Source organism: Desulfovibrio sp. 1188_IL3213 (assembly GCF_036763145.1).
In the GTDB taxonomy this organism is placed as follows: domain Bacteria; phylum Desulfobacterota; class Desulfovibrionia; order Desulfovibrionales; family Desulfovibrionaceae; genus Desulfovibrio.
Window position 1 is genome coordinate 1 of the sequence record NZ_JBAIYR010000012.1, and the last position, 22995, is coordinate 22995.

12 protein-coding genes are annotated in these 22995 nt (G+C 52.8%); 7 read left to right on the forward strand and 5 right to left on the reverse strand.

Annotated elements, in window-relative coordinates; all coding sequences use genetic code 11:
- Positions 1-393: 393 nt before the first annotated feature.
- Both V6C16_RS01665 and V6C16_RS01670 read left to right on the forward strand, forming a co-directional pair.
- A complete protein-coding gene (locus tag V6C16_RS01665) occupies positions 394-1176 on the forward strand; it encodes an alpha/beta fold hydrolase (RefSeq protein WP_333534597.1) in 783 nt (260 codons plus the stop codon).
- 540 nt (positions 1177-1716) lie between these two features.
- A complete protein-coding gene (locus tag V6C16_RS01670) occupies positions 1717-2331 on the forward strand; it encodes a hypothetical protein (RefSeq protein WP_333534598.1) in 615 nt (204 codons plus the stop codon).
- 81 nt (positions 2332-2412) lie between these two features.
- Here the strand turns inward: V6C16_RS01670 and V6C16_RS01675 are convergent, their stop codons facing one another.
- Together V6C16_RS01675 and V6C16_RS01680 are read right to left on the reverse strand one after the other, a co-directional pair.
- A complete protein-coding gene (locus V6C16_RS01675) occupies positions 2413-2754 on the reverse strand; it encodes a hypothetical protein (protein WP_333534599.1) in 342 nt (113 codons plus the stop codon).
- 24 nt (positions 2755-2778) lie between these two features.
- A complete protein-coding gene (locus V6C16_RS01680; RefSeq protein WP_333534600.1) occupies positions 2779-7734 on the reverse strand; it encodes a DEAD/DEAH box helicase in 4956 nt (1651 codons plus the stop codon).
- 428 nt (positions 7735-8162) lie between these two features.
- Between V6C16_RS01680 and V6C16_RS01685 the strand changes: the two genes are divergently transcribed.
- Positions 8163-9140, forward strand: coding sequence for a threonine ammonia-lyase (locus V6C16_RS01685; RefSeq protein ID WP_333534601.1), 978 nt, complete (start codon positions 8163-8165; stop codon positions 9138-9140).
- A gap of 99 nt (positions 9141-9239) precedes the next feature.
- Positions 9240-9875, forward strand: coding sequence for a helix-turn-helix domain-containing protein (locus V6C16_RS01690; RefSeq protein ID WP_333542737.1), 636 nt, complete (start codon positions 9240-9242; stop codon positions 9873-9875).
- 184 nt (positions 9876-10059) lie between these two features.
- Here V6C16_RS01690 and V6C16_RS14940 read toward each other — a convergent pair whose 3' ends face one another.
- Positions 10060-10353, reverse strand: a complete 294-nt coding sequence (locus tag V6C16_RS14940; protein WP_442886167.1) for a hypothetical protein — start codon at positions 10351-10353, stop codon at positions 10060-10062.
- 372 nt (positions 10354-10725) lie between these two features.
- On the opposite strand from V6C16_RS14940, the gene V6C16_RS01700 reads away from it, so the two are divergent.
- A complete protein-coding gene (locus V6C16_RS01700) occupies positions 10726-10899 on the forward strand; it encodes a hypothetical protein (RefSeq protein WP_333534604.1) in 174 nt (57 codons plus the stop codon).
- Between the two features lie 178 nt (positions 10900-11077).
- A complete protein-coding gene (locus V6C16_RS01705; protein WP_333534605.1) occupies positions 11078-19663 on the forward strand; it encodes a VCBS domain-containing protein in 8586 nt (2861 codons plus the stop codon).
- A gap of 235 nt (positions 19664-19898) precedes the next feature.
- Here V6C16_RS01705 and V6C16_RS01710 read toward each other — a convergent pair whose 3' ends face one another.
- Both V6C16_RS01710 and V6C16_RS01715 read right to left on the reverse strand, forming a co-directional pair.
- Positions 19899-20822 carry a phosphoglycerate dehydrogenase gene (locus V6C16_RS01710; RefSeq protein WP_333534606.1) on the reverse strand — a complete coding sequence of 308 codons (924 nt, stop codon included), beginning with the start codon at positions 20820-20822 and terminating at the stop codon, positions 19899-19901.
- Between the two features lie 544 nt (positions 20823-21366).
- Complete coding sequence (locus V6C16_RS01715) at positions 21367-21552, reverse strand: hypothetical protein (RefSeq protein WP_333534607.1); 186 nt, start codon at positions 21550-21552, stop codon at positions 21367-21369.
- 474 nt (positions 21553-22026) lie between these two features.
- Here V6C16_RS01715 and epsC point away from each other — a divergent pair, with 474 nt between their 5' ends.
- Complete coding sequence (gene epsC, locus V6C16_RS01720) at positions 22027-22938, forward strand: serine O-acetyltransferase EpsC (protein WP_333534608.1); 912 nt, start codon at positions 22027-22029, stop codon at positions 22936-22938.
- Positions 22939-22995 lie beyond the last annotated feature (57 nt).

Below are 22995 nucleotides of genomic sequence, written 5' to 3' on the forward strand. Positions count from 1 at the left end.
CAACTCATCCAGCTCAACCTGCTCGGTTCGGCGTCTCTGGAAGAACTCCTGAATCCACGACGGCGAAGAAAAGATAATCTTCAACATCTCAGCCTATTAGAATTGGGTGCTTAGCCGGACAGCAATGCTTCAAGCTCAAGTCGGTACGGCTTATGACGCACTCAAGGCAGACCCGTCACGTACGGCTAGTGTCGCTCAAGTGCGCGACCACCTTGCAGCGGAGCACGCCAAACGATGAGCTACCGTGTTATCTTTGCCCCGGAAGCAGTGGGACAACCCAGCAGTTTTGCATGACCGCATAAAGTCTGTATTTGATAGCTTTGTGTACAGAGACCTGAGGAAATAAAATTAGAATTTTGGAGAAACTCCATTTTCAACAAAGAAGGACAAGCAATGCAAATTTCTGATGGGGAAATTAACTGGTTTTATACTATGGAAGGGCAGGGGGAACCAGTTCTCTTTCTGCATGGGGGCTTTGATACCTGCGTCAATTATTCAAATTTATTTGCGGAATTGGTGGATGACTTTTGCGTTATTGCCGTGGATAGGCGCGGACACGGAAGAACGGCGGATACGGATGCGCCGTTCGACTATGCCCTGATGGCGGAAGAGTTGGCTTCGTTCACCCGTAAATTAAATTTGTCGTCGTTTCATGTCATCGGTTACAGCGACGGTGCAAACATCGGGCTGCATATGGCAAGCCGTTTTCCGAAAATGGTAAAAAGCCTCATCGCCATATCTGGAAATTATAAGGGCTCGTCCGGTATGTCTGAAGGCTGCCTGAAAATGTTTGACGCGCTATCTGTAGCCTTTGTACGGGAGCATATGGCGGAAGTACTTGAGCAGTATACCGAATTGAATCCAAACCCCGCACCGGAAACTTTCATCGCCAAAACAAAAAAACTTTGGACCCAAGAAAGCATCATCAGCAGGGAACTCCTGACAACCTTACAGGTGCCGACACTCCTTGTAGGCGGAGACCGGGATATGGTACTGCCGGAACAGTTTGTGGAAATGAAAGCACTTATTCCAGATTCTTCCTTGCTGATGCTACCGTATTGCGGCCATTTTGTTTTTCAGGATTTCGCTTGGAGTTCCACTGCGTCTTTTGCTGTGCGTCTGTTTAAGGAATTTTTGTCCGCGCGCTTCGCTGAACATAATACGGACTTTATCTGATTTTGTACAAATAGCTTTGAAAAGAGTCATTTGAAAGTATTCATCCTCAAAGTATGAGACACGCTCATCCATACCGTTGTCCATACTTTTTGAATTTACGGCAGTGGCCTGGTATGTAGCTGAGTGCAAATATAGCGTTGAAATGCTTGTAATTAGCTGAAACCATTATCTATTAAAAAGCCAGCCAATTCGACTGCTAAGCGAGTATACGGGCTTAAACCTGTATCGAGAGTTCAAATCTCTCCCTCTCCGCCACATAGCAAGTAAAACCGCCAAGTTATCTGATGATAATTTGGCGGTTTTTGCGTTCAAAAAAGGCGTGTTTTTAGCGAGTACATGGCCGCATCCATACCGGCATCCAGCCTTTTGCTCAAACCTCTGCGAAAATATGCTTCACATGCATCAGAGTTAATGAATGGCAGTATCAGACATTTAATGAGAGTATTTTTGACTATTAAAAAAAGAAGTAAAAGATAGCCATATCGTATATTCTCCAGTGCAGTTTAGTAATGTGACAAAAACTACAAAAGGAGAATATTCATGGAAGACTATCTGATCGTCTGTGAACACGATGAAATGCTGTCTGTACTTAAAGCTGAATCTGGTATTGAAAAAACAATTGATGACTATATCCTTTATTCGGCATTATCTGGCAATCAAGGCCGCATTGCCTTAATTGGCCTTGGAGAGGTCGGGAGCGTAATAACCGACTATTTATATGAAAAGTTGCCTAAACTAGAGTACATGCTCGATTCATTCAGCTTATTGGATGAATATCGCTCAATGGATCTAGTGAGAAAGGAAGGAGAAGGAATATACAAGGCTGAACCTCTTAAACTGGTAATCATAGCTGGTAAAATTGAAAATTCAGATCATATTGATAGTATTTTTGAAGCAATAAAGCTTTCAAAGTCCTTTTTATGCGATGAAATATATGGATTCTTTATTATTGATGAAGATGTAGAGGGCTGTCTTATCCAAGACGAATGGCCTGAAATCAATATTACAACCGTTTCAGAAAAATCCGTTTGTCAGAAGTCCGAAACGTGTACTTTGCTCAAAATAGCCCCCACCGGGCAGCTTTTGTTGCGTTTGTATATAGCTGCCCTGCCCTCGATTGACGGATTTTTGAAAAACCAACAGGTCTCAGCATGAAAAAAGCGGCGAGCTGTCAGCACGATGGTTTGCCGCTTTTGGCGCTCTACAAGCAATGGGCAGTTTTCAGTAGTTGCCACACTATTTATATCCACCTGGCCTTCTACGGCCAACATCAAAAATATCAACAGATTTACCAGACCGTTCGCGGTTTTTCAATTTTTGACGCTTCAAAGCCTCAGATAATATATATTTCCCTATTGCAGCATTAAGTGCAAGTCCGTAATTTATTTTGTTTTCATTTGATATATTGATAGCGTATTCAAGTCTGTCTTTTTTCTCATCTGGTGAGAGGCCATAGAAAAAGTTACTATCACAATTTTTGCAGAGACAAAAAATCTTCATATCGAGCATAATCTCTATAGATGAATGTTCTTTACATAGAAAGCATCTACCTTTTGTGATTTTACTATTCTTTTTCATGGCATTATCCGTATGTTGTGTTGCTTAATTCAATTCATTCTTCACCAGTGTGGGCAGGGAGTTCACGATTTTGATGGTTTCAAGGCTCACGGTAATGACGCGCAAAAATAGTTCCAGCGGGTAACGGGGATTGTGCATGGTTTCAATGGCCCAATCGTTGGCGTCATTGACAATGCCGCTGGCTTTGTCCGTTTTTACGCACTGTCGCTCAACCACCCAATCCAGCGCGGGCTTGCCGTTGACCACATAGTCGTAGGCTTCAAGCGGAATGCCCGTAACGGTAACCTTGCTGTTATAGCGTAGCGTGGTGAGGTCTTTATCCTTGCCATTCCTGCCATAGGCCATCTTTTCCACCCGAAAATCTTGAGGTTGGCAGTCATCCAGCGTTTTGCCGTCAGCAATGGTGACGGTGGCCGGGTACAGCGCAACGCTTTCATAGCCGATATGCAGCTTTGCCAATTCGCGCCCGGCATTGCTGAAAGCCCAAAAATCCACAGCAGTTTTCACGCGAGGAATACGGGGCAATTCCTTGGCAAGGTTGTCTGCATACCATTCCCGGTACTGAGCGGAATGCAGCAAGCCGTAAATGTAATAGAACAAATCTTCCTTACTGATTTTTTCGCCAGGGTAGGCATTCTGGAAATGTCGTAAGCCTTCGTCAGTAATGGCGTCGCGACGGGTGCGCTGCTGCTGCGGGGCTGGTGTGTCAAACAAACTGCCTTGAGTCTGGGGAGCGGCTTTCGATTCGCCGGGTTCGTCATAAAGATAGAGCGGAAAGCATTGGCCTTTTTCCACCATATCAAGACAGGGAAGTTTAGCCGCCATAAGGGCTGAAACCCTGCTTTTTGTCCCGACACCTGAAACACAAATGACCATATTTTCGGCAGATGTGTCTGGAAAAATACGAGGCATTTGCAAGACCCTTTCGTTAAGCGCGCGGCTGTAGTACAGCCATTGCCGTGTGAAGGGGCGGTACTGGCTAGGAATGAGACTGCCATTGTTTAAGGAAAGTGTGCGGTTTTTGGCAAGTTCCTGTTTGAGATTCACAGTCCAGCTAATCTTTGTGGGGTCGGTATCAATGAAGGCTTCAAGTTCGGTTTCGCGTTCTTTTTTTGCCAGGTCCGGATGAGCGGCGTTAAATCGTTGCACTTCAGAATTATAAAAATCTATCATGCGCTGCATGTTAGTTGCCACGGCCTTTTGGCTGGCATTATAGCACCAAGCATCTCGATTGGTGGCAACCCCCAAGGAAAAGTTATCAAAGAGCTTGGTCGCATCACCTTTTTTATCCCCTAGAATAATAAATCGCCCAAAGCTCTCATCCCTCTGCTGGAGCCAGTCTCCGTGCTCATCCGGGGTGATATGCTGCCAGCCGTTGTCAGCAGTGATGCCGGAAATACTGGCATATTCTTGTATTTTTTCCAGTTTTTCTTCACGGCTCAAATAGTCACCAATGTCATGAAGGTAAATTTGGCCGTGTTCCTTGGCGTTGGGTTTTTTTACAAGCAGGGAAATGGCAATGGGCGCGCGGCTACCACTGCCAAAGATTTTTCCGCCTTCCCGGCGGGAAAGTTCACCAGAGGTCCGCTGATTGCCTCGTAAATGAAACACATAAATATTGGAAAATTCTTCTGCCAAACACTGGCGCAAGCCATCAGCCGTGTTGGCATCTAAAAAACCTGCGTTGGTGACGTATCCGATCACCCCCCGATTGCCGATACGGTCTGATGCCCAGCGGATGGCGCGAATGTAGCTATCGTATAACCCTCTCGTTAGTACAGCTTTGGAACGAACCGCATATGTCATTTCTATGCGGCCATCCAGTGAGGGATATGCAACATTTCTATTATTGTCATTTTGATTTCCCTGCCCAATGGAATACGGCGGATTGCCAATAATAACCCGTATATCCAGTTTTTTCTGACGCTTTCTGCGGGCGCTGTTGTCCACCAGAATCAGATCTATGAGATCTTCTTTTTCATACATCTGAAAGGTGTCTGTGAGGCATATGCCCTCAAAGGGAACATAGTCGCCACCCACGAGGGAATGATAGGTAGATTCTATATTGATGGCGGCGATATAATAGGCCAGCAACACAATTTCATTGGCATGAATCTGGTTTTTATATTTAGCTTTTATCTGTTCTGGCGTCATGAGGCCACTTTGCAGCAGGCGGGTAATAAAGGTTCCCGTACCTGTGAAGGGGTCGAGAATGTGTACGCCCTCACTGCCAAGGGTTTGCCCAAATTCCTGCTGCAAAATGTGGTTAACGCTGTGGATGATGAAATCCACCACTTCCACGGGGGTATAGACAATGCCAAGCCGTTCCGTCATGCGCGGAAAAGCATTGCGGAAAAATTTGTCGTACAGCTCCACCACAATTTTTTGCTTGCCCTGGGCGCTGTCTATGCCCTCGGCACGCATTTTTACACTGTCGTAAAATTTTTGCAGGGTGTCAGTTTCTTTGTTCAGGTGGTGCTGGTGCAAAATATCCAATATGCCTTGCATAGCCTGCGACATGGGGTTTTGGCTGGCAAAGCTGTAATCGCTGAACAGGGAGTCAAATACCGGTTTGGTAATGAGGTGTTGCGCCAGCATTTCAATAATATCGGCATCGGAAAGGCTGTCGTTGAGGTCATCACGCAACTCATCAGCAAATTCATCAAAAGCCTTGCGTTCTGCTGTATTTTCCGGGTTCTCAAGAATGGCGGTTATGCGGTCAATGTGGGTGCGGGCTATTTTGGCAATGTCTGTAGCCCATTCTTCCCAGTGGGTACGGTTGCCACACTTTTTGACCACTTTGGCATAAATGGCCCGCTCTATTTCGCCCATTTCAAAGGTAAGCCACGCAGGGGCTTGCGGCTGGCCGTGCTGGCCCAACGTCGCGGCCTCGCCCAGAGTAAAGCTGCCTTTGCCGCTGGCGCTGCCTGCTCCCCTGGCGGCGCGTGGGGTTGGCAGCTTGTCGCATACGGCAATAACTTCCATTTTGCGAGGTTCTGAGCCGATGAGTTCAAGTTTGTTGATAAGGGCGTCAAAACGGTCATCGTGCGAGCGTAAGGCCTGCAAAACCTGCCAGACCACACGGTAGGTGTTATTGTCATTCAGGGCTTCATGCGGCTCCGTTCCTGCGGGAATAACCACTGGCAGCACCACATAGCCACGCTTTTTGCCCGGCGCGTTACGCATAACCCTGCCAACAGACTGCACCACGTCTACCTGCGAATTACGGGGAGAAAGAAACAGCACGGCGTCCAGCGCAGGAACGTCCACCCCTTCGGAAAGGCAACGCACGTTGCTGAGAACACGGCACGTATGGGATGGGGTTTCCTCTTTAAGCCAGTTGAGCTTTTCCTCTTTCTGGCTGGCGTTCATACCGCCGTCAACGTGTTCAGCTTCGCATGCAAGGGCAAAGGCATCAGGGTATTGCGCCTTCTCTTCATCATCTGCTGACTGCTGATAGCTTTGCACCACGTTTTGAAACATTGAGGCAATGTTTTTTGAGCTGACCTTGTGCTTTCGACCTTTGTGATTAGCCTCAATGACCTGACAGAAAGCCACGGCCCGGTGCATGGCGGCACTGTCTTCGCCAAGCTCGTCAATGGTCATGCCCTGCTTTGAAAGCGCCTTCCAGCAGCCCACAATGCGGGCGGCATCGTCCACTTTGATCTGGTTATCCTCATCCTTGAGCAGGCCTTGCAAACGGCGGTTAATGTGGCTTTCTTCAATAGACAGCACAATAACCTTGTAATCTACCAGCAGCCCTTGGGCCACGGCCTCTGAAAACGTGATGGTGTGCAGGGTCTCGCCATACAGGGCGGGATCGTCCATTGAACAGAGAACGGCATTTTCCTTTTCGGCCAGCGCCTTGGCGCTATCGGCATAAATGCGCGGGGTTGCCGTCATGTACAGCCGTTTGGCGGCGCGGATGAAGTCTGCATTATGCACCTGCACAAAGTGGCTTTCATCGTCGTCGCCGAAGGTTACGCCCGTGGTGCGGTGGGCCTCGTCACAAATAATCAGGTCAAAGGGGGCAAGGCCATAGTCTTTCTGGGCGCGACTGACCACATCAATCGAGTGATAGGTCGAAAAAACCACGCTCATATGGCTGGCATCATGGCGGCGGGCCATTGCTTCAGCAAGGCGGGCGGCATTGGTGGTGGCAGGATAGCGAAGCTCATGCACAAGAGTTTGCACGGTGTCTTCGTCTTTTTTGGCTTTTTTGCCCACATCGCTGTCTGAGCATACGGCAAAGCTGTGCAGCGGCACGGCGCTTTCCTGCGTCCAGTCTGTAAGCGACTGTGAAAGCAGGGAGAGGCTCGGCACGAGAAACAGCACTCTTCCGCCACGTCCGGCCATGCTTTCGGCTATTTTGAGGCTGGTGAACGTTTTGCCTGTGCCACAGGCCATGATGAGCTTGCCGCGATCTGCCGTTGCAAGCTTTTCGGTAACATCGCCAACAGCATTGACCTGATGCGGTCGCAATACTTTTTTGGGCTTGAGGGCCGGGGCCGCGCCTGGCGCGTAGCTTGCCCAGTCTATCTGGCTGTTCTCAAGGTCATGAAGGTCTATTTTGCTGACAGGGGGCTGCTGATCTTGCAGCGCAGCTTCAGCATGTTCGCTCCAATTATTGGTAGTGCTGACTATGATGCGGTGGGTAAAAGGCTTTTTGCCGGATGCGGTAAAGAAGCTGTCTATATCCTTCTTTTGCAGGCGGTGGTCTTCTGCATACAGCTTGCACTGAATAGCATGAAACCCGCCAGTTCCGGCCACTTGCGCCACAAGGTCAATGCCAGTGTCGCGTGCATCTAGTCCTTGTTCTTTGGCCCAATCGGAATACAGCCAGACCTTGCTGTATAAATCCTTGTAAGATGCCTCATTCTTGAAATAGCAGACGATCAGCTTTTCAAAGTATGTGCCTTTTTCACGTTCTGTGAGGGCGGCATCACGATAGGAGGCAAGGATTTTTTGCAAGGCTGTCATGGTGTATCCTGTGGTTGCGAGGCAGTGGGGTAGAAACCGTACAGGTTGCATAAAACTTCGCGTTTGTACTGCATGGGCAGTAAAAACTCAAACCATACCCAGACAGGTGTTCATGCCTTGCGAAAGCCCTGTCCCTGAATTCCGCTGTTGGTGGCGTGGTTCCCGGCAGATTACCGGGAATGCGAATCCGTTGGAAGGTCGAGGGCCTTGATGTAAGAACGCTCCAGTAAAGTGTGCCTTTTCTTCGGTCATTCAGGGCAAGGCCGCGCTGTCTGAGCGCGCAGGCTGCGGGGCAGGGGGCATTCCCTGGGGATCTGCGCCGGTGCGTATGCCGGGCTGGCTGATGTTATGGTGAAAAAATGTGTCGTGAGCGCAGCGTATTGTACTCTGAGGAAAATTTGCCATACGTGAGGCAAAGGGAAAACATCATGCAGACACAGGTTTCTTTGGGCGCAGTATTTGCCGCGGAAAAAATAGTTTATTCGGCGCTCAAGCCCACCCAGCTGACTCCCTACCGAAACCTTTCCGAACTGATTGGCTGCCAAGTATACATCAAGCATGAAAATCAGCATCCGGGAGGGAGTTTTAAAATCAGAGGCGGCGTCAATCTCATGCACCATCTGAGAGAGGAGGGTGTAAGGGGAGTCATTACCTTTTCAACAGGCAATCATGGTATTTCCATTGCGGCATCAGCGCGACGATATTCCATAGATGCCACTATTGTTGTTCCTCAGGGCAGCAATTTGGTGAAAATACAAACCATGCGTGAATACGGTGCAACAGTATTGGAAGAGGGTAGAAATTTTGAAGAAGCTGCTGCCTTTGGTATGGAGTATCAAAGAAAGTATGGCCTGCGTTTTGTTCATGCCGCCAACGAACCACATTTAATAAACGGCGTGGGTACGGAATTTACTGAAATATTGCGGGAATTGCCGGATATTGACGCCATTGTCCTGCCGTTGGGCGGTGGAAGCGAGGCCGCTGCCGCGGTTGCCGTTTTTAAGCAGGTCAATCCTGCCATAGAGATATACGCCGTTCAGGCTGCTTCGTCGCAAGCCGCGTACCTTTCCTGGCAACAGGGCGCAATGTGCAAGGCAGACAATAAAACATTTGCGGGCGGATTTGCCACAGGTGAGGCATTTGCGCTGCCGTTCAGCATGTATAAGGATCAGTTGTCGGACTTTGTTCTTTTGAGCGAAGAGGAGATTTTGCAAGGCATACAGGCGGCAATGTACTGCACAAGAAATATGGCCGAAGGGGCGGGCGCGTCCGCCATAATGGCGGCAATAAAGCTCAGGGATAGGCTTCAGGGAAAAAAGGTCGTCCTGCAAATGAGCGGGGCCAATGAAACCACTGATGTGATCAAAAAATCGCTCTCCATGCCGATGTGTGAAGCGCTTTCTTAGTTTTTCTTGCATAGGGCTTGTCCTGGCAAGGGGCAGGGATTGTAGTGAACTTGCTCCCCCTTTGAGCAGGAGCAAGAGCTGGGCGAATTGCTTTGCCGCTTGTCCCTTGGCCTGCCAATGCCCGGTCCGGTTTGCCCTTCTTTTGCGCCATTGGGGCAAAAGCATGTTGGCGGAACCCTTTTTTCCGTTTGCGCACCTGAAATTGAGGATCGCCTGATCCCCACACAAAAAACTGCCAGCTCGGCCTCGGGCGTTGCGGCCTGCGGGCGCATGAGCCCCTTCATATGGGGTGAGGCCCTCCTGGTTTTTGTAATTTGTCCACGTTTATTCTGCTATTTACTGATAGCGGTAAGAGTATGCCTGATTAATTTGTCAGCTATTTATAAATCAGCTGTCGAGTATGAACAGAGGATGAAGAAAAGACCTCTCTCGAAATTTGGCGCGGCTCTTGTTCAAGAGTATAAAAGGCGGGGGTTTACGCAGTACAGCCTTGCCAAGAAAATGGAACGCAGCGCCCGCTATCTGAATAACCTTGAGCATGACCGAAGCGAACCACGCTTCACGACCATTCTTTTACTTGCCGATGCCATAGGCATGGACCCCGGCGAACTGGTGGACGCCGCAGCGCGGTTGACCTGGGCTGCCCATGAAGAAGAGGAAGCCGGGGCGATTACGCCAGAAGAAGAAAAAACTGCCCCCAAAAAGACCGGCAGCAAGAAAAGCCAGAAAAAATGATGACTTCTTGTCCGCCGACCAGTCCCCTGCATTCATGCGCCCATCACGGGATGCACTACTCATATCTTACCGGACTCTTTAAGTTTTACTAGTCCTTTACGGACGATTTCCAGCAGCAGTTCTTCTATTGAGCGTGGGTCTGCCCACGTCTCCTGGGTTTTTCTTGAAAATCCTTGCAGAGCAGTTAACTCATTTCATTCGTTAATTGCTCTAATTTCAGCATCAGCCGCATGCCCGCAGCCAGGGCCAGCATGTTTATGAATCTGATTCCGGTGTTCACGCTGATCTTTGGCATGATCATTCTGGGTGAGCGCCTTACTGTAGAACAGTGCTTTGCATCAGTATTGGTGTTGGGTGGCGTAGTGGTAAGCCAGCGGAGATAAAAGACCGCCCAAATGCTCTGGATAGGCGTCAGGCAAACGTCTTTGGCCGTTTGCCCTGTCCGCCGGGCATGCTGACCCGCAGGCGGGTTCAGCATGCCCTCGCGCCTTGCGCCTGTAACAGGCCCGATGATCGCGAACGGACTTTTGCTTTGTTTGTTATATCTGAAAAATTTAATTCATTTATTGTTTGCCTTGCGTGGCATATGCAGATCGAGGTTGCGTCATACGGCAAACTTCGGTTTTTTGCGCCTGCGCAAAGATTTTGACGGGCTGCGTGGTCGGTGTGTTGTGCGGCGCGGATTATGGGCTTTTCGCATGCGCTGTTTACGCAATCAGGCCGTGCAGCATTGTCGGGCCATTGGACGCCGTCAAAAATCCATATATTGGATAATAAAACATGTCATGCGAACTATAGTCTCTTGACATAAAATAAGAAAAACTACACAGTACATCTGCCAGAAGCAAGAATGAGTTTTATTATTGTTCCGGCTGCTCACAGCGCAGGACAACTCTATTTTTGCGCCTGTAGCGGAAATCGCCCCGTGGGTTTCCTCATGACGCCTTATTTATATGCCGAGCAGATTTTTTGCTGCTCGGCATTGCTGAAAATGCTTGCAGAATGTTTATTTGAAACGTTCTAGTAAAGCATTTTTCTGCGCTGAAGAAGTCTCTTTCAGCTCTTTATCCTATGCTGGTACCTTTTTTGCAATGAGTTCAGGATTGCGCCCGCATGCCGTATGCGGGGAATCCTTTCTATTCTTGTACGTATTTTAATCAGATGTTCTATAATAGATGTCTGTAAGCAAAGGGTGCATTATTATGGCAGACGTTAATCTTTCCCGCCCGGCCTCTGGACAGCAGCTTGTTATTCCCAGCGCTCCTGATGCCCGCCTGATTCTGGATTTTCCGGCAGACCAGGTTAGCATTGACCGGCCCGAAGGTTCCGGCAGCCTGTTTTTTCAGTTTGATGATGGTGCGTCCATAGAGCTGCAAAATTTTTACGGGGCCTACAATAAAGAAGCCCTGCCGGAGTTTGAGGTTGACGGCCAGCTTATTGCCGGAACCGACTTTTTTGAGGCTTTCGGTCCCGACCTTGTGCCTGCGGCAGGACCCGCTACTGCCGAGCGCGGCGCGCGCTATAACGAGTACTCCGATATGTACTCCGATATGGGGCTTGCCGAAGGCGTCTGGCATTTGAATGAGCTTGACTACCGTCTGGCTTTTGACGGCCCGCAAGCTGACGACGAATGGACGTATGGCGTTCTTGACAATGTCGCCCCCACGTTCAGCACCGGCGGCGCGCCCATCACTCTCGGGCTTACGGAAACCGGCTGGGACGGCAAAAGCACCATCGCTCCCGGTCCCGTGCGCGCCACGGGCAGCTTTACCGTGCGCGATCCCGATGGCGACAGCCTCACCGCCACGGTAACCATTGGCGGCAAAACTGTGGCGGTGAGCCTTGCCGGTCCCACCACGGTTGAAAGCGATTATGGTACGCTGGTCATTACGCCCAGCGGCCGTGGTTCCGACGTCACCTTTGATTTCGAGTATACCCTCAAGGAAGATCCGTACAGCAAGACAGACCGACTGGCGCAAGGCGAGCAGGTTACTGACGGCATCGTCATATCGGTCAATGACGGTATGGGGCATACGGTCACTCAGCCCATCAACGTGGTCATCACGGGCAGCAATGACGCGCCGGATATTGAGGGCGTGGATGATTTTGTGCTGAAAGATCAGGGCGTGTGGGCCGGTGGTGAGCGTTCAACCACGTTGAACAGCAATGAAAATAACCCCATCACGAAGGCCGGCACGGATGTGGGCCAGTTCAAGTTGGCCGACGGCGGCAAAATTGTGGCCGTTGACCCCGACCATGGCGACAAGCTGACCTATGATTTCGTTTCAATGACTATTGGCGGAAAGACGACCATTTTTGATTCCACCCACGCCGTTTCGGGCGAGCTTCCGAATGGTTTTACTAAAGGCTACGTCGTTGAAGACTACGGCAAACTCTATGTGAACTCCGAAACAGGCGACTACCGCTTTGAGCTGAACACCGCGACGGGCGACAGCGTGGACAGGCTGGCTGAAGACGAAGCTGTGACAATTTCTTTCACGCCAAGCGTTACGGATATGCACGGCGCGCTCAGCCTTCAGGACGGTGCTCCCGGAATCATGCGCGACGGCACGCCCACACCCGGCGGTGGAGCCGTTGATATCACCATCATCGGCAGCAATGAGCGGCCCACTGTGTTGAGCGACGCCACCTGGAGCGGCTCGGACACGCTGGTGGAGAAGGGCGTGGGCGTCAGCGGCACTGCCAGCATCAGCGGCACCTTTGTTGCCACTGATGTGGACAATGGCGATACACTGCACTACCGCCTTGTGGGCACAAACAACGACCTCCATGAAACGCTGTACCTTGTCAAGGACACTGTAACAGGCGGAATCAAGCTTGTTTCCACCCCTGGCAGCAATGGCGATGCGGACTATTACGGCAAGGTCAACATTGACCAAAACGGCAAGTACACTGTGGAATTGTTCAACGATTCTGAGGCCGTGCAGGAACTCAGGGGTGACGGAACCACAGACAAAACGTTTACCTTCACCGTGGCTGCTCAGGACAGCAAGGGCGCATATGTGGCGCAGAACGTGACCGGAAACATTGAAGGCACCAATGACGCGCCTAAAATAGTCTGGGGCTCCATCCACCTGCGCGAAGAAGGCGTGTGGAACAACGGGCTTTGGAACAACAGTAATGATAAAACTGTATCAGATGGAAAGAATAATGATGGATTTACCGATGATAAATACCATCGTACTGAAGTTACAGGACAGCTCATTGCTTCTGACGTCGATAATGATAAAAATGAACTGAGATACTCTATAGATGTCACAAGCGGCAGTGGGCTGAAAGAAAAATTCCCCTTTGAGTTTAAAAGCAATGTTACTGGGGAAAAGCTGACCATTAGCATTCTTGGCACTGAAGACAGTGAGACGCAACAGATAATTAAAACGAACTATGGCGACCTTGTGCTCGACAAGGTTTCAGGCAAGTTCACCTTTACTCTTGGTGGGGATGCCAACGCACTGAGTAAAGGGGAGAGTTTTCAATTTCATTTCACGACGGTGGTCAGCGATGGCAATGCCACCAATAACCACCAACTTGCTATCACCATTGAGGGCGCCAACGACAAACCAACGCTCACGTTTGTAGGTGGTCCCGGTGTGGATTCTGGCGATTTGAAGGTGACAGAAGCTGGCTTTGGTGTTGGGCACAAGGCCGTTTCTGGCAATGTGCAGGGGTATGACCCTGACTCCGACGCCTCCCTGTCCTTTGGTTTGGCCAAGGGCCACAAGACCGACGTCAGCGGGCGCAACGTGGCCTTTGGGGATGCGGCAAAAGAAGGGCTTGGCGCAGGCGTGACAAGCTTGGTGGGTGAATACGGCAAGCTGACCATTGATAGCAATGGCAAATATACCTACGAGATAGACGAGAACAAGGCAAACTTCCTGGACACCGGCGATACGCGCACCGAAGAATTCACCATCTATGTGCGCGATCAGTACGGCGCGTGGGATGCAAAGCCCATCACCGTTACGGTTATGGGTACCAACGACGCGCCCACCATTGAAATCACCAACGTGACCGTCAAGGAAGCTGGCGTGTACACCGTCGGGGGCGAGCCCAACCAGAACGCCATCAACAACGGCACCTATACGCTGAACAGCAACGAGAATAAGGATATTACGGGAGATGGCGTCGATGCCGGACAGGCCAGGGGCACAAGTGTGGGCGGCAAGGTCGTCATTTCCGACGTGGATCATGACGACAACGAGCACCTGGCTTGGGGCTTTGAAGCTGTCGATGGCAAGCTTTTGGAGGTCAGCGGAAAAAGCACGACCTTGGGGGAAGACGGAGGAGAATCCGTCACGGTCTTTGTGCGTGGGGACGGAACCCTCACTGCTACAGAACCGGCCGACAACAACTACTATGGCTCGCTGACAATTGACGCCACGGGCGACTACACCTTTACGCTCAACAATGCGGAAAACAGCCCCGCGGACAAGCTTGGCGAAGGCGCTTCAAAAGATATTACAATTCTCCTCTACGCCAACGACAGCGGTGAGGGCGAAAATCATGCCGACGTAGGGAAAAATATTACCATCACCATCCGTGGCAGCAATGACGCGCCCACGGTCAACACCACTGACTCTGTTTTGTCCGTCACCGCCACGGAAGATGCTGCCGCTGGCGGTGGCAATATTGCTTCTTCCGACCGGGATACAACCGACACGCGTTTTTATGGCTTTGTTCTCGATGCGCCCACTGGCGACACCCCCACTGCGCAAAACGATTCACCGAATGACGAGCATGTGTATCAAACCCTCTACGTCAAAGTTGGAGACAACGGCCCGGTGCTTGTGTCCACGCCTCCCGATGGCAGTAATGACGGCTATTACGGCAAGGTGGTGATGGACTCAGATGGTGCCTACACCTTCACGCTTTACAACGACTCCAAGGACGTGCAGAGCCTGAGTGCCGACGATGCGCGCAGCCTTAAAATCACCGCCGTGGTGATCGACAATCACGGGGCCTATGACCACGCCACCGTCACCCTGAACATCCAGGGCGCGAATGATGCCATCAAGGTTGAGGGCAAGGGCGCACAGGTTGTTCAAACCTGGGAAAAAGGCATGGTGCAAGACAGTGCTTTTACGCTCCCGAACACCGAGTACAACGGTGGCACGGCTGAGGGGCAATTCAGCATTACCCAGGTGGATGCGGGCAAGAATTCTCTCCAGTACGGCTTCAAGGTAACAACGGTAACAACAGTTGATGGCAAGGAAGTTTCCGTTGTCACCTACCATGCGGGTTCGTACACCAATGAGTACGGCACGTTCACCATTGGTGCGGACGGCAAGTACACCTTTGTGTTGGATAATACCGCCACGGCCACACAAAACCTCGAGGCCGGGCAAACTGTCAAGCTGGGCAACGTTGAGCTTGCCGCGTGGGATACGCGCCACGGCACACCTGGCGCGGACGGGGTTTTGCCCCCGGCGACGCAAAAGCTGGAAGTGTACATCAACGGCACCAACGACAAGCCGACGCTCAACATTGACACGCAGCCCACATATACCGAAGACGGCGTAACCGCAGAAGGCAAAGCCATCACGGGCACGCTGAGCGTCAGCGATCCCGAACAGACCGGGGGTGAAACGGTTGCTGGCAAGGATTCAGGCACTCACGGCGAGTTCACCTTCTCCCTGGTGGGCAGCGCTGCCGCTACCGAGGGCGACAGCACCATTATGGTGGGCACGTACGGCTGGATGCAGATCAATGAAAAAACCGGGGAATACACCTACACCCGCACCAGCGACCTCGACTATCTGAATTCCGGCCAGTCCGTGAAGGAAACGTTCTATGTGCGCGTCATGGACGCCAACGGAACCCACTCGGACATCAAGCCCCTTGTGGTCACGCTTACGGGGCAAAACGATGCGGCCTCGGGTATGGACGGCACGGGCCTCACCGTGCACGAGCACGGCGTGACTGGGGATGCGGCGGCGGCGACTGGCTACCTGAAGTTTGACAAGGACACGTTCCTTGGAGCCAACAAGCTCACTGGCGGCAAGGGCACGGACGAGGTCAAGGTCACTGATGTGGACAATACAGACTATGGTCACTTCAAGGTTAATGGCACAGCCGAAGACGTGAAAATCGTCGCATCGGAGGGCCTTACGGTGGTGGGAACGGCCGAGGTCGATGGCAATGTCATTACCACCGAGTACGGCACGTTTACCTTGCAGGCAGACGGCCAGTACACCTTTGACCCCAAAGACAATGCCACTATGAACGTGCTCAAGCCGGGGCAGAGCATCACCATTACTGTGCCCATCCAGGCCGAATCCGCGGCAAATGCCCATGGAAAGAGCGGTGTAGATGGCGCATATACGGGAACAGACACCGCCACCGGCACCATCACCATCACCATCCAGGGCACCAACGACGCCCCGGTGGTTGAGGCGGCGACCAATGGCAAGCTGTATCAATCGTTTGAGAGCGATCTGTCCGCCACGCTCCACGAAACAAATACCTTCACGGTGGACAACACAGGCACGTCCCTCAAGCTCACGGACAGCGAAACCGCCACCTGGCGTAATGGAACGTCCACGGGCCTTACGGTGCGTGGAAACCTGAACGATACGCATCTTGTAACGGACGTGGACAATACCAGCGATGAGCTTTCTTTCTTTGGTGTCAAGGATGACGGAAGTGGGGATCTGACTCAGAACATTCAAGGCAAATACGGCATGCTTATGTTGCTGCCCAATGGTGAGTATCAGTATGTGCTGGACAGAAACAGTGATGCTTACAAAAAACTTGATGGCGGGTTTTTGGGGAAGGATAAGACCGACACTGAAACCTTCACCATTTATGTGCGCGATACGGATAATGCCGTGGCTGAAAAACCCCTTGAGCTTGTTATCAATGTCACGGGCGGCACACCCACCCTTGGGGATGGTTCGTTTCTGCCCATGCACGTTAAAAGTGACAAGGGTTTTGTAGTAGAGGACACCACGTTCTTTGCCAAGGGTAATGTGCAAAGTAATATACTTTCGGGTTCGCAGGATTCCGATTTGCGCATCACCGGCTACAACGGCGACGCCAGCAAGCATGGAAGCACCGTTAACACCGAGTATGGCACCATTAGCCTGCTGCCTGACGGAAGGTACACCTATGTGCTCAATAATGACGCCAAGTGTGTGCAGGAACTGGGTGAAGGCCAGACCATCACGGAAACCTTCACGGTCAAGAGCGGGGCTCTCTTCGGCAACACCGCCGTCATCACCATCACCATCACCGGCACCAATGACAAGCCTGTAGTTATTGACCAGGGCGACACGCTGACCCAGCATCAGAGCAATACTGACGCGAACGGAGATGGAAAGCTGGATTGGACGGGGACTGTCACGGACACCTTCACAGTGCGCGACATTGACAAGGGCGAGGCTGCAGGGCTGAAAATTGAGGCTGTGAGCGGCGGCAAGGACGTGAGTGGCAATGGCCCGTGGATCATCAAGGGCACGTATGGTCAGTACGAAATTACCAGGGGCGATGTAAAAAACGGCACGGACGCCACGTTCAGCTACAGCTATACCCTGTACTCCACAAGCAAGGACTACAACGGCAGCTATGACGACAATGTGACGTTTGCCATTTCCGACGGCAAGGGCGGCACCGTAAACAAGACCCTGACCACACACCTCACGGCGGATAATGCCGCGCCCACAGTGGACAGCACTGTCACACTTGCCGGCACGGTGACTGAAGACGCCTTTGCGGGCAAGACCCAGGTGGAAGTGGGAGGAAGCGTCAAGGGCGCCTTTACGGATACGGATATCAAGCTGGGCAGCGACCTCAGCGGGGCTGCGGGCAAAGGAGACACCCTGACCTTTTCCATTAACGGCACCAGCAGCATGGCCAAGGGTACATATGGCACGCTCTTCCTCAATGCGGACGGCAGCTACCGCTATGTGCTGGACAACAACAATCCTGCGGTGCAGGCACTGGGCAAGGACGCCGAAGCCCATGACACCTTCACCGTCAAGGCTTTTGACGGCACAACCCACAGTGATGGCGCAACGCTGACCATCACCGTTGTGGGCACCAACGACGCCCCTGAACTGACGGTAGGCAAGGTGCTGACCATCACGGAAGACACAACGGCCGCCGTGACCGGGCAGGCCAACGTCTATGACAGAGATGCGGACGATAGCCATACTTTCTTCATCAAAACAGGCATTGACGACAGCGGCAAGCCCGTTGGCAGCAGCAGCATCACCAATCAGTACGGCACATTCACGGTGGATAGTAATGGCAAGTACTCCTTTGAAATTGACAACTCTCTTGCTGTCGTTAAGGCCCTCAAGGCCGGTGAGCTTGTGGAAACAAAAGCGACCCTGGTGGTGGACGACGGCAATGGAGGCACGGCGGAACAGGAGATTACGGTCAACATCAAGGGTACGGCCAGTGCGCCGGAAGTGATTGCCGTCACCGGTGACAAAAATCCTGATCTGCCGTCGGATGATAAGGACTACGGCTACGATATCAATGCCGTTTCCAATGTGGGGCAAGGACATATCTATGAGGCCAGGGGCCAAATTATCGCCAAGGACTATGAGGCGGGCAAGGCTCCGGTCTTCACGGTAAAAACGCAGGGCGCCTACGGCGAACTGACCATCAATGAGAACGGAAACTACATCTACAAGGCGGATGCGGCCAAGGTGGAAGCTCTGTACGACGGGGAAAAGGTTCAGGACGAGGTGACCATATTGCTTACGGCCGCCAACGGCCTCACCATCGAAAAGAAACTGGTCATTGACATCCTGGGTGCTAACGACGCCCCTGTGCCGCTGCCGGCGGCAGACACGCCCGAGTGGGGCGGCACACTTGCCTGGGATCAGGATGGGGACAGCTTGACCTTCACGCATGACACGCAGAGCGCCACGGGCATACATGACCTTACGTTTGGCAAGCTCGTAGTGGATGCGGATGGTGCGTACCGCTACACGCTCAATATGGATGAGGCCACCATGGAGCACTTGAGCAGGCAACCGCTTGTTAACGGTAGCATCCACGAGAAACCCTTTGCCTTCACGGTCGATGACCATGCAAAGGAGGGTATCCCGGTGGAAGGCTCCCTGAACATCAAAATTGACGTGGACAACTGGGACGGACACGACGGCATGCTGCTCTTCGGCGATGCTGGCAGCAACACCTTGGACGGCGGCTCCGGCAACGACATCCTTTCCGGCGGCGGGGGCGACGACACCCTGTACGGCAACGGCGGCGATGACTATCTTTTCGGCGGCGCGGGTGATGACTACCTCTTCGGCGGCGCGGGTGATGACTATCTCTTCGGCGGTTCCGGCAACGACTTCCTTGACGGCGGCGAAGGTAACAATCACCTCTACGGCGGCGACGGCAATGACGTGCTGGTCTTCCACCAGGGAGACACTATTGATGGCGGTGCGGACTTTGACATGCTGGTGGTCAAGGGCGGTAGTGTGGATGGCCTGTTTACAGGAGCGGAACACGCCAAGGGCGTGGACAGCATCACAGGCGTGGAGGTAATGGTCAGCACTTCCGGTGATGCTTTGAACAACCTCACCGATATGGCGGAAATTGCTTCCAAAACCGGGGTTTCCATCAGCACTGGCAGTGACGGCAGCACCGCTGTGTCATTTGATGCTTCGCATACATGGACAACCACAATGCAGACTGCGAGCAATGGCACCTTGTGGGAAGTGTACAGCACAACTATAACTACCGACAGCGGGAATGATGAAACCGTACAAGTTGCCGTGCAGCACTTGACGACCAGTCTGGGCGGGTAGAGCATTTCACACTTGAAATGCTCTACAAGGATTTGTCTCCAAATCCTTGTCGCCAAATGATTGTAGGGCGGCTTTGCCGACCGTTAAGCAATCATTTGAAGCGTTAATTGCTCTAGTGGCGCGGCATGCCCCTCTAGGCAGGTAAATAACAAGCCCGCCCGCACTCTCCAGCGAGAGTGCGGGCGGTTTACATTTTTCGCTCGCTGCGGAGCGAAAAGTCAGGTGCAGCTATCGGTTACAGGCCCAGATCACGCAAAAGGTTGTCCACAGCCATATGGCCCATGCTTTCCGTGGCTCCGGCAGTGGAGGAAGAGCAGTGCGAACCCATGACCAGGTTGTCCAGCGCATACCAGGCCGGATCAGCCGGGGGCTCCTGCTCGAACACGTCAAGCCCCGCGCCGTAGATGCTGCCAGCCTGCAAGGCGGCCAGCAGGGCCGTTTCGTCAATAAGGCCGCCGCGCGCGGTATTGATGATGACCGCTGTTTTCTTCATGGTGGCGATGCGCCCGGCATTGATGCAGTTGCGGGTTTCGTCCGTCAGCACCGTATGCAGGGTGATAAAGTCCGCCTCGCGGCAGATGCGGTCAATGTCAGCACGTTCGACGCCTTCGCTTCCGGCCCAGGATTCGTCCCACGCAATGTCATGCGCAAGAATCTTCATGCCGAAACCCTGCGCCCGTTTGACAACGCAGCGGCCGATGGCCCCAAGGCCGATAATGCCCAGAGTTTTGCCGTACAGGTCAATGCTGGTGATCTTGCTCCAGTCTTTCTCACGGCAGCGGCGGTCGATAAGTCCGGCCTTGCGCGCCACCATAAGCATGAGCGTCAGCGCATAGTCGGCCACGGCGTTGCTGTTGGCCCCAACCGTGCGCGAAACCGCAATGCCGCGCTGCTTGCAGGCTTCAAGATCAATATTGTCCAGGCCCACACCGTACTTGGCGATGGCTTTAAGCTCCGGCGCTGCGGCCAGCACATCGGCGCTCATAGGGTCCACGCCCAAGATGACGCCCTGGCATCCGGCCAGTTTTTCGCGCATCTGGTCGGCGGAAAGGATGCCGCCCGTGTCGTTGCGCACTACTTCAAGACCGGCCTGTGTCAGACGGTCAAACAGTTCGGGATTGGTTTTGCCAAAAGAACGGGGTGTAACAAGAATTTTCACTGCATTACCTCTTGGGGGCGGAGTGGGGCGCAGGGCAGGGCAAAAGCCCGCGAAAATGCCGAGCGGCTGGCGTACAGGCTTACTCCAAGAGCGGAAATTGTCAACGCACCGCACCTGCATGACGGGGCCGCCAGCACAGTTAGAGCATTTTAACTTTGAAAAAGTGTAAATGCTCTAACGCTGCACGAAAGTGCAGCGCGCCACAATGTGGCGTGGATTCAGCCGAAAATCGCATTTTTCGGCTGAATGAAAACTTTGAAATGTGAAGCATTTCAAAGTGAAAATGCTCCAGGGGCTGATGAAAAAAGCCCCGTCAGGGCCGCTTGAAAATGAAATGGATTGACGGACTTGCAAGGATTTTTCAGAAAATCTTTACCGTCAAATGCTGGGAGACAGATTTTTGCCTGCCGCTGCCGGTCATTCCACGCGCCAGGCGACCCAGGCAGCCGTGCGGTCAAATGCCCGGACGGGCCGTGTGCGGCGCGTTGAACGTATATGGCTGCACACGTGCAAGACCCTGGCGGGGTTGCACGCTAGACACTGTCTAGACTTCGATATTGAGCCTGTTGCCGATGCCCTGTGCCGCCAGACCGGCATTTTTATCCATAAGGGCCTGCACTTCCTGCCCCTTGCTGATGCTGCCGTTGATAACGGCGGCAGCCATGCTTGCCTGAAAATCCAGGGCTTCACGGCTTATGCTCACGCTCATGCCCATTTGTACGTCATTCATGGTCTGCTCCTTTGCGGGAAAATCCACCCGCATCACTCTTATCGGCGGTAAAGCCGCAATCCTTAGAGCCGTTGCCGGTAAAAGCGGCTCCACCTGGCGGCGGTAGCCACTGTCAATGAATAAAAACAGTATCTGCTGGTGGTTAGAGCAATTCATCTTTGAAATTGCTCTGGCGGATGCGGGAGCAGACGCCCGCCGCGGAGGCGTAAGCGCAGTTTATCTGCGCGGTTAAACGCCGGAGCGGCGTCTTGGAAGCATTGAGAATAGATATTCTCAATGCGAAAATGCTATCTATAATGCTGCTGGCGGCACTGTGGTGGACGCCTTGGGCCGTGTTGAGCGCGCCCGCCGGAACAGAGCCTGTGTCAGGCGCGCCTGCTGCCCGGAGCGTGCCGTTTGAGTGCGGACAAAGCGCCCGCTGTATTGCGGCGGCGGGCGCGAACGTGTACAAGGGAAAAAACACAGGATATTGCTATGAGTGAACTGCACGACCTCAAGGCCACGGCCATGCCCTTGCTTGACAGCGTGGTTGAGCGCCTCTGCCATCCATCTTCCCTTGACGCGGTGTGGCACCGTCCGGCAGCGGGCGCGGCCATGCCATCGCTGAAAGACCTTTCGGAAGTGATGGACAGGCTGCGGGCGGCCATTTTTCCAGGTTATTTCGGCCCTGCGCGGGTGTGGCGCGAGTCCATGCGCTATCACCTGTCGGCCAACCTCGACACCATTTATCGCATGCTGTGCGAGCAGATTGTGCGGGGCTTCTGTTTTGGCTGCGAGGGTGACGGCAATCCCTGCACTTCCTGCGAAATGGACGGCGAAAAAGCCGCCATTGCCTTTATGGACAGTCTGCCGGAAATCCGCCGTCTGCTGGCAGGCGACGCCAAGGCCGCCTACGAGGGCGACCCTGCGGCCACAAGCCCTGGCGAGGCCATATTCTGCTATCCTTCCATGCAGGCCATGTTCCACCACCGCATTGCCCACGAGCTGTACAAGCTTAACGTGCCGGTGATTCCGCGCATCATTTCTGAAATGTCGCATTCGGCCACAGGCATAGACCTGCACCCCGGCGCGAGCATTGGCGAAGAATTTTTCATTGACCACGGCACGGGCGTGGTTATCGGCGAAACTTGTATTATCGGGCGCAACTGCCGCCTTTATCAGGGCGTGACCCTGGGGGCTTTGTCGTTTCCCAAAAATCCGGACGGCACACTGACCAAGGGCATACCGAGACATCCCATCTTGTGCGACAATGTCACGGTGTACGCCGGGGCCACCATTCTTGGGCGCGTGACCATCGGCAAGGGGGCCGTCATCGGCGGCAACGTGTGGATTACCCAGGACGTGCCTGAGGGCGCGCGCATCCTGCAGGAGCGGCCCCGTGGCTAGCTTGCACCGTCTGCTGAAAAAGCGCCGTGGCCTGTGTTGCCTTGTGTTGCTGTGCCT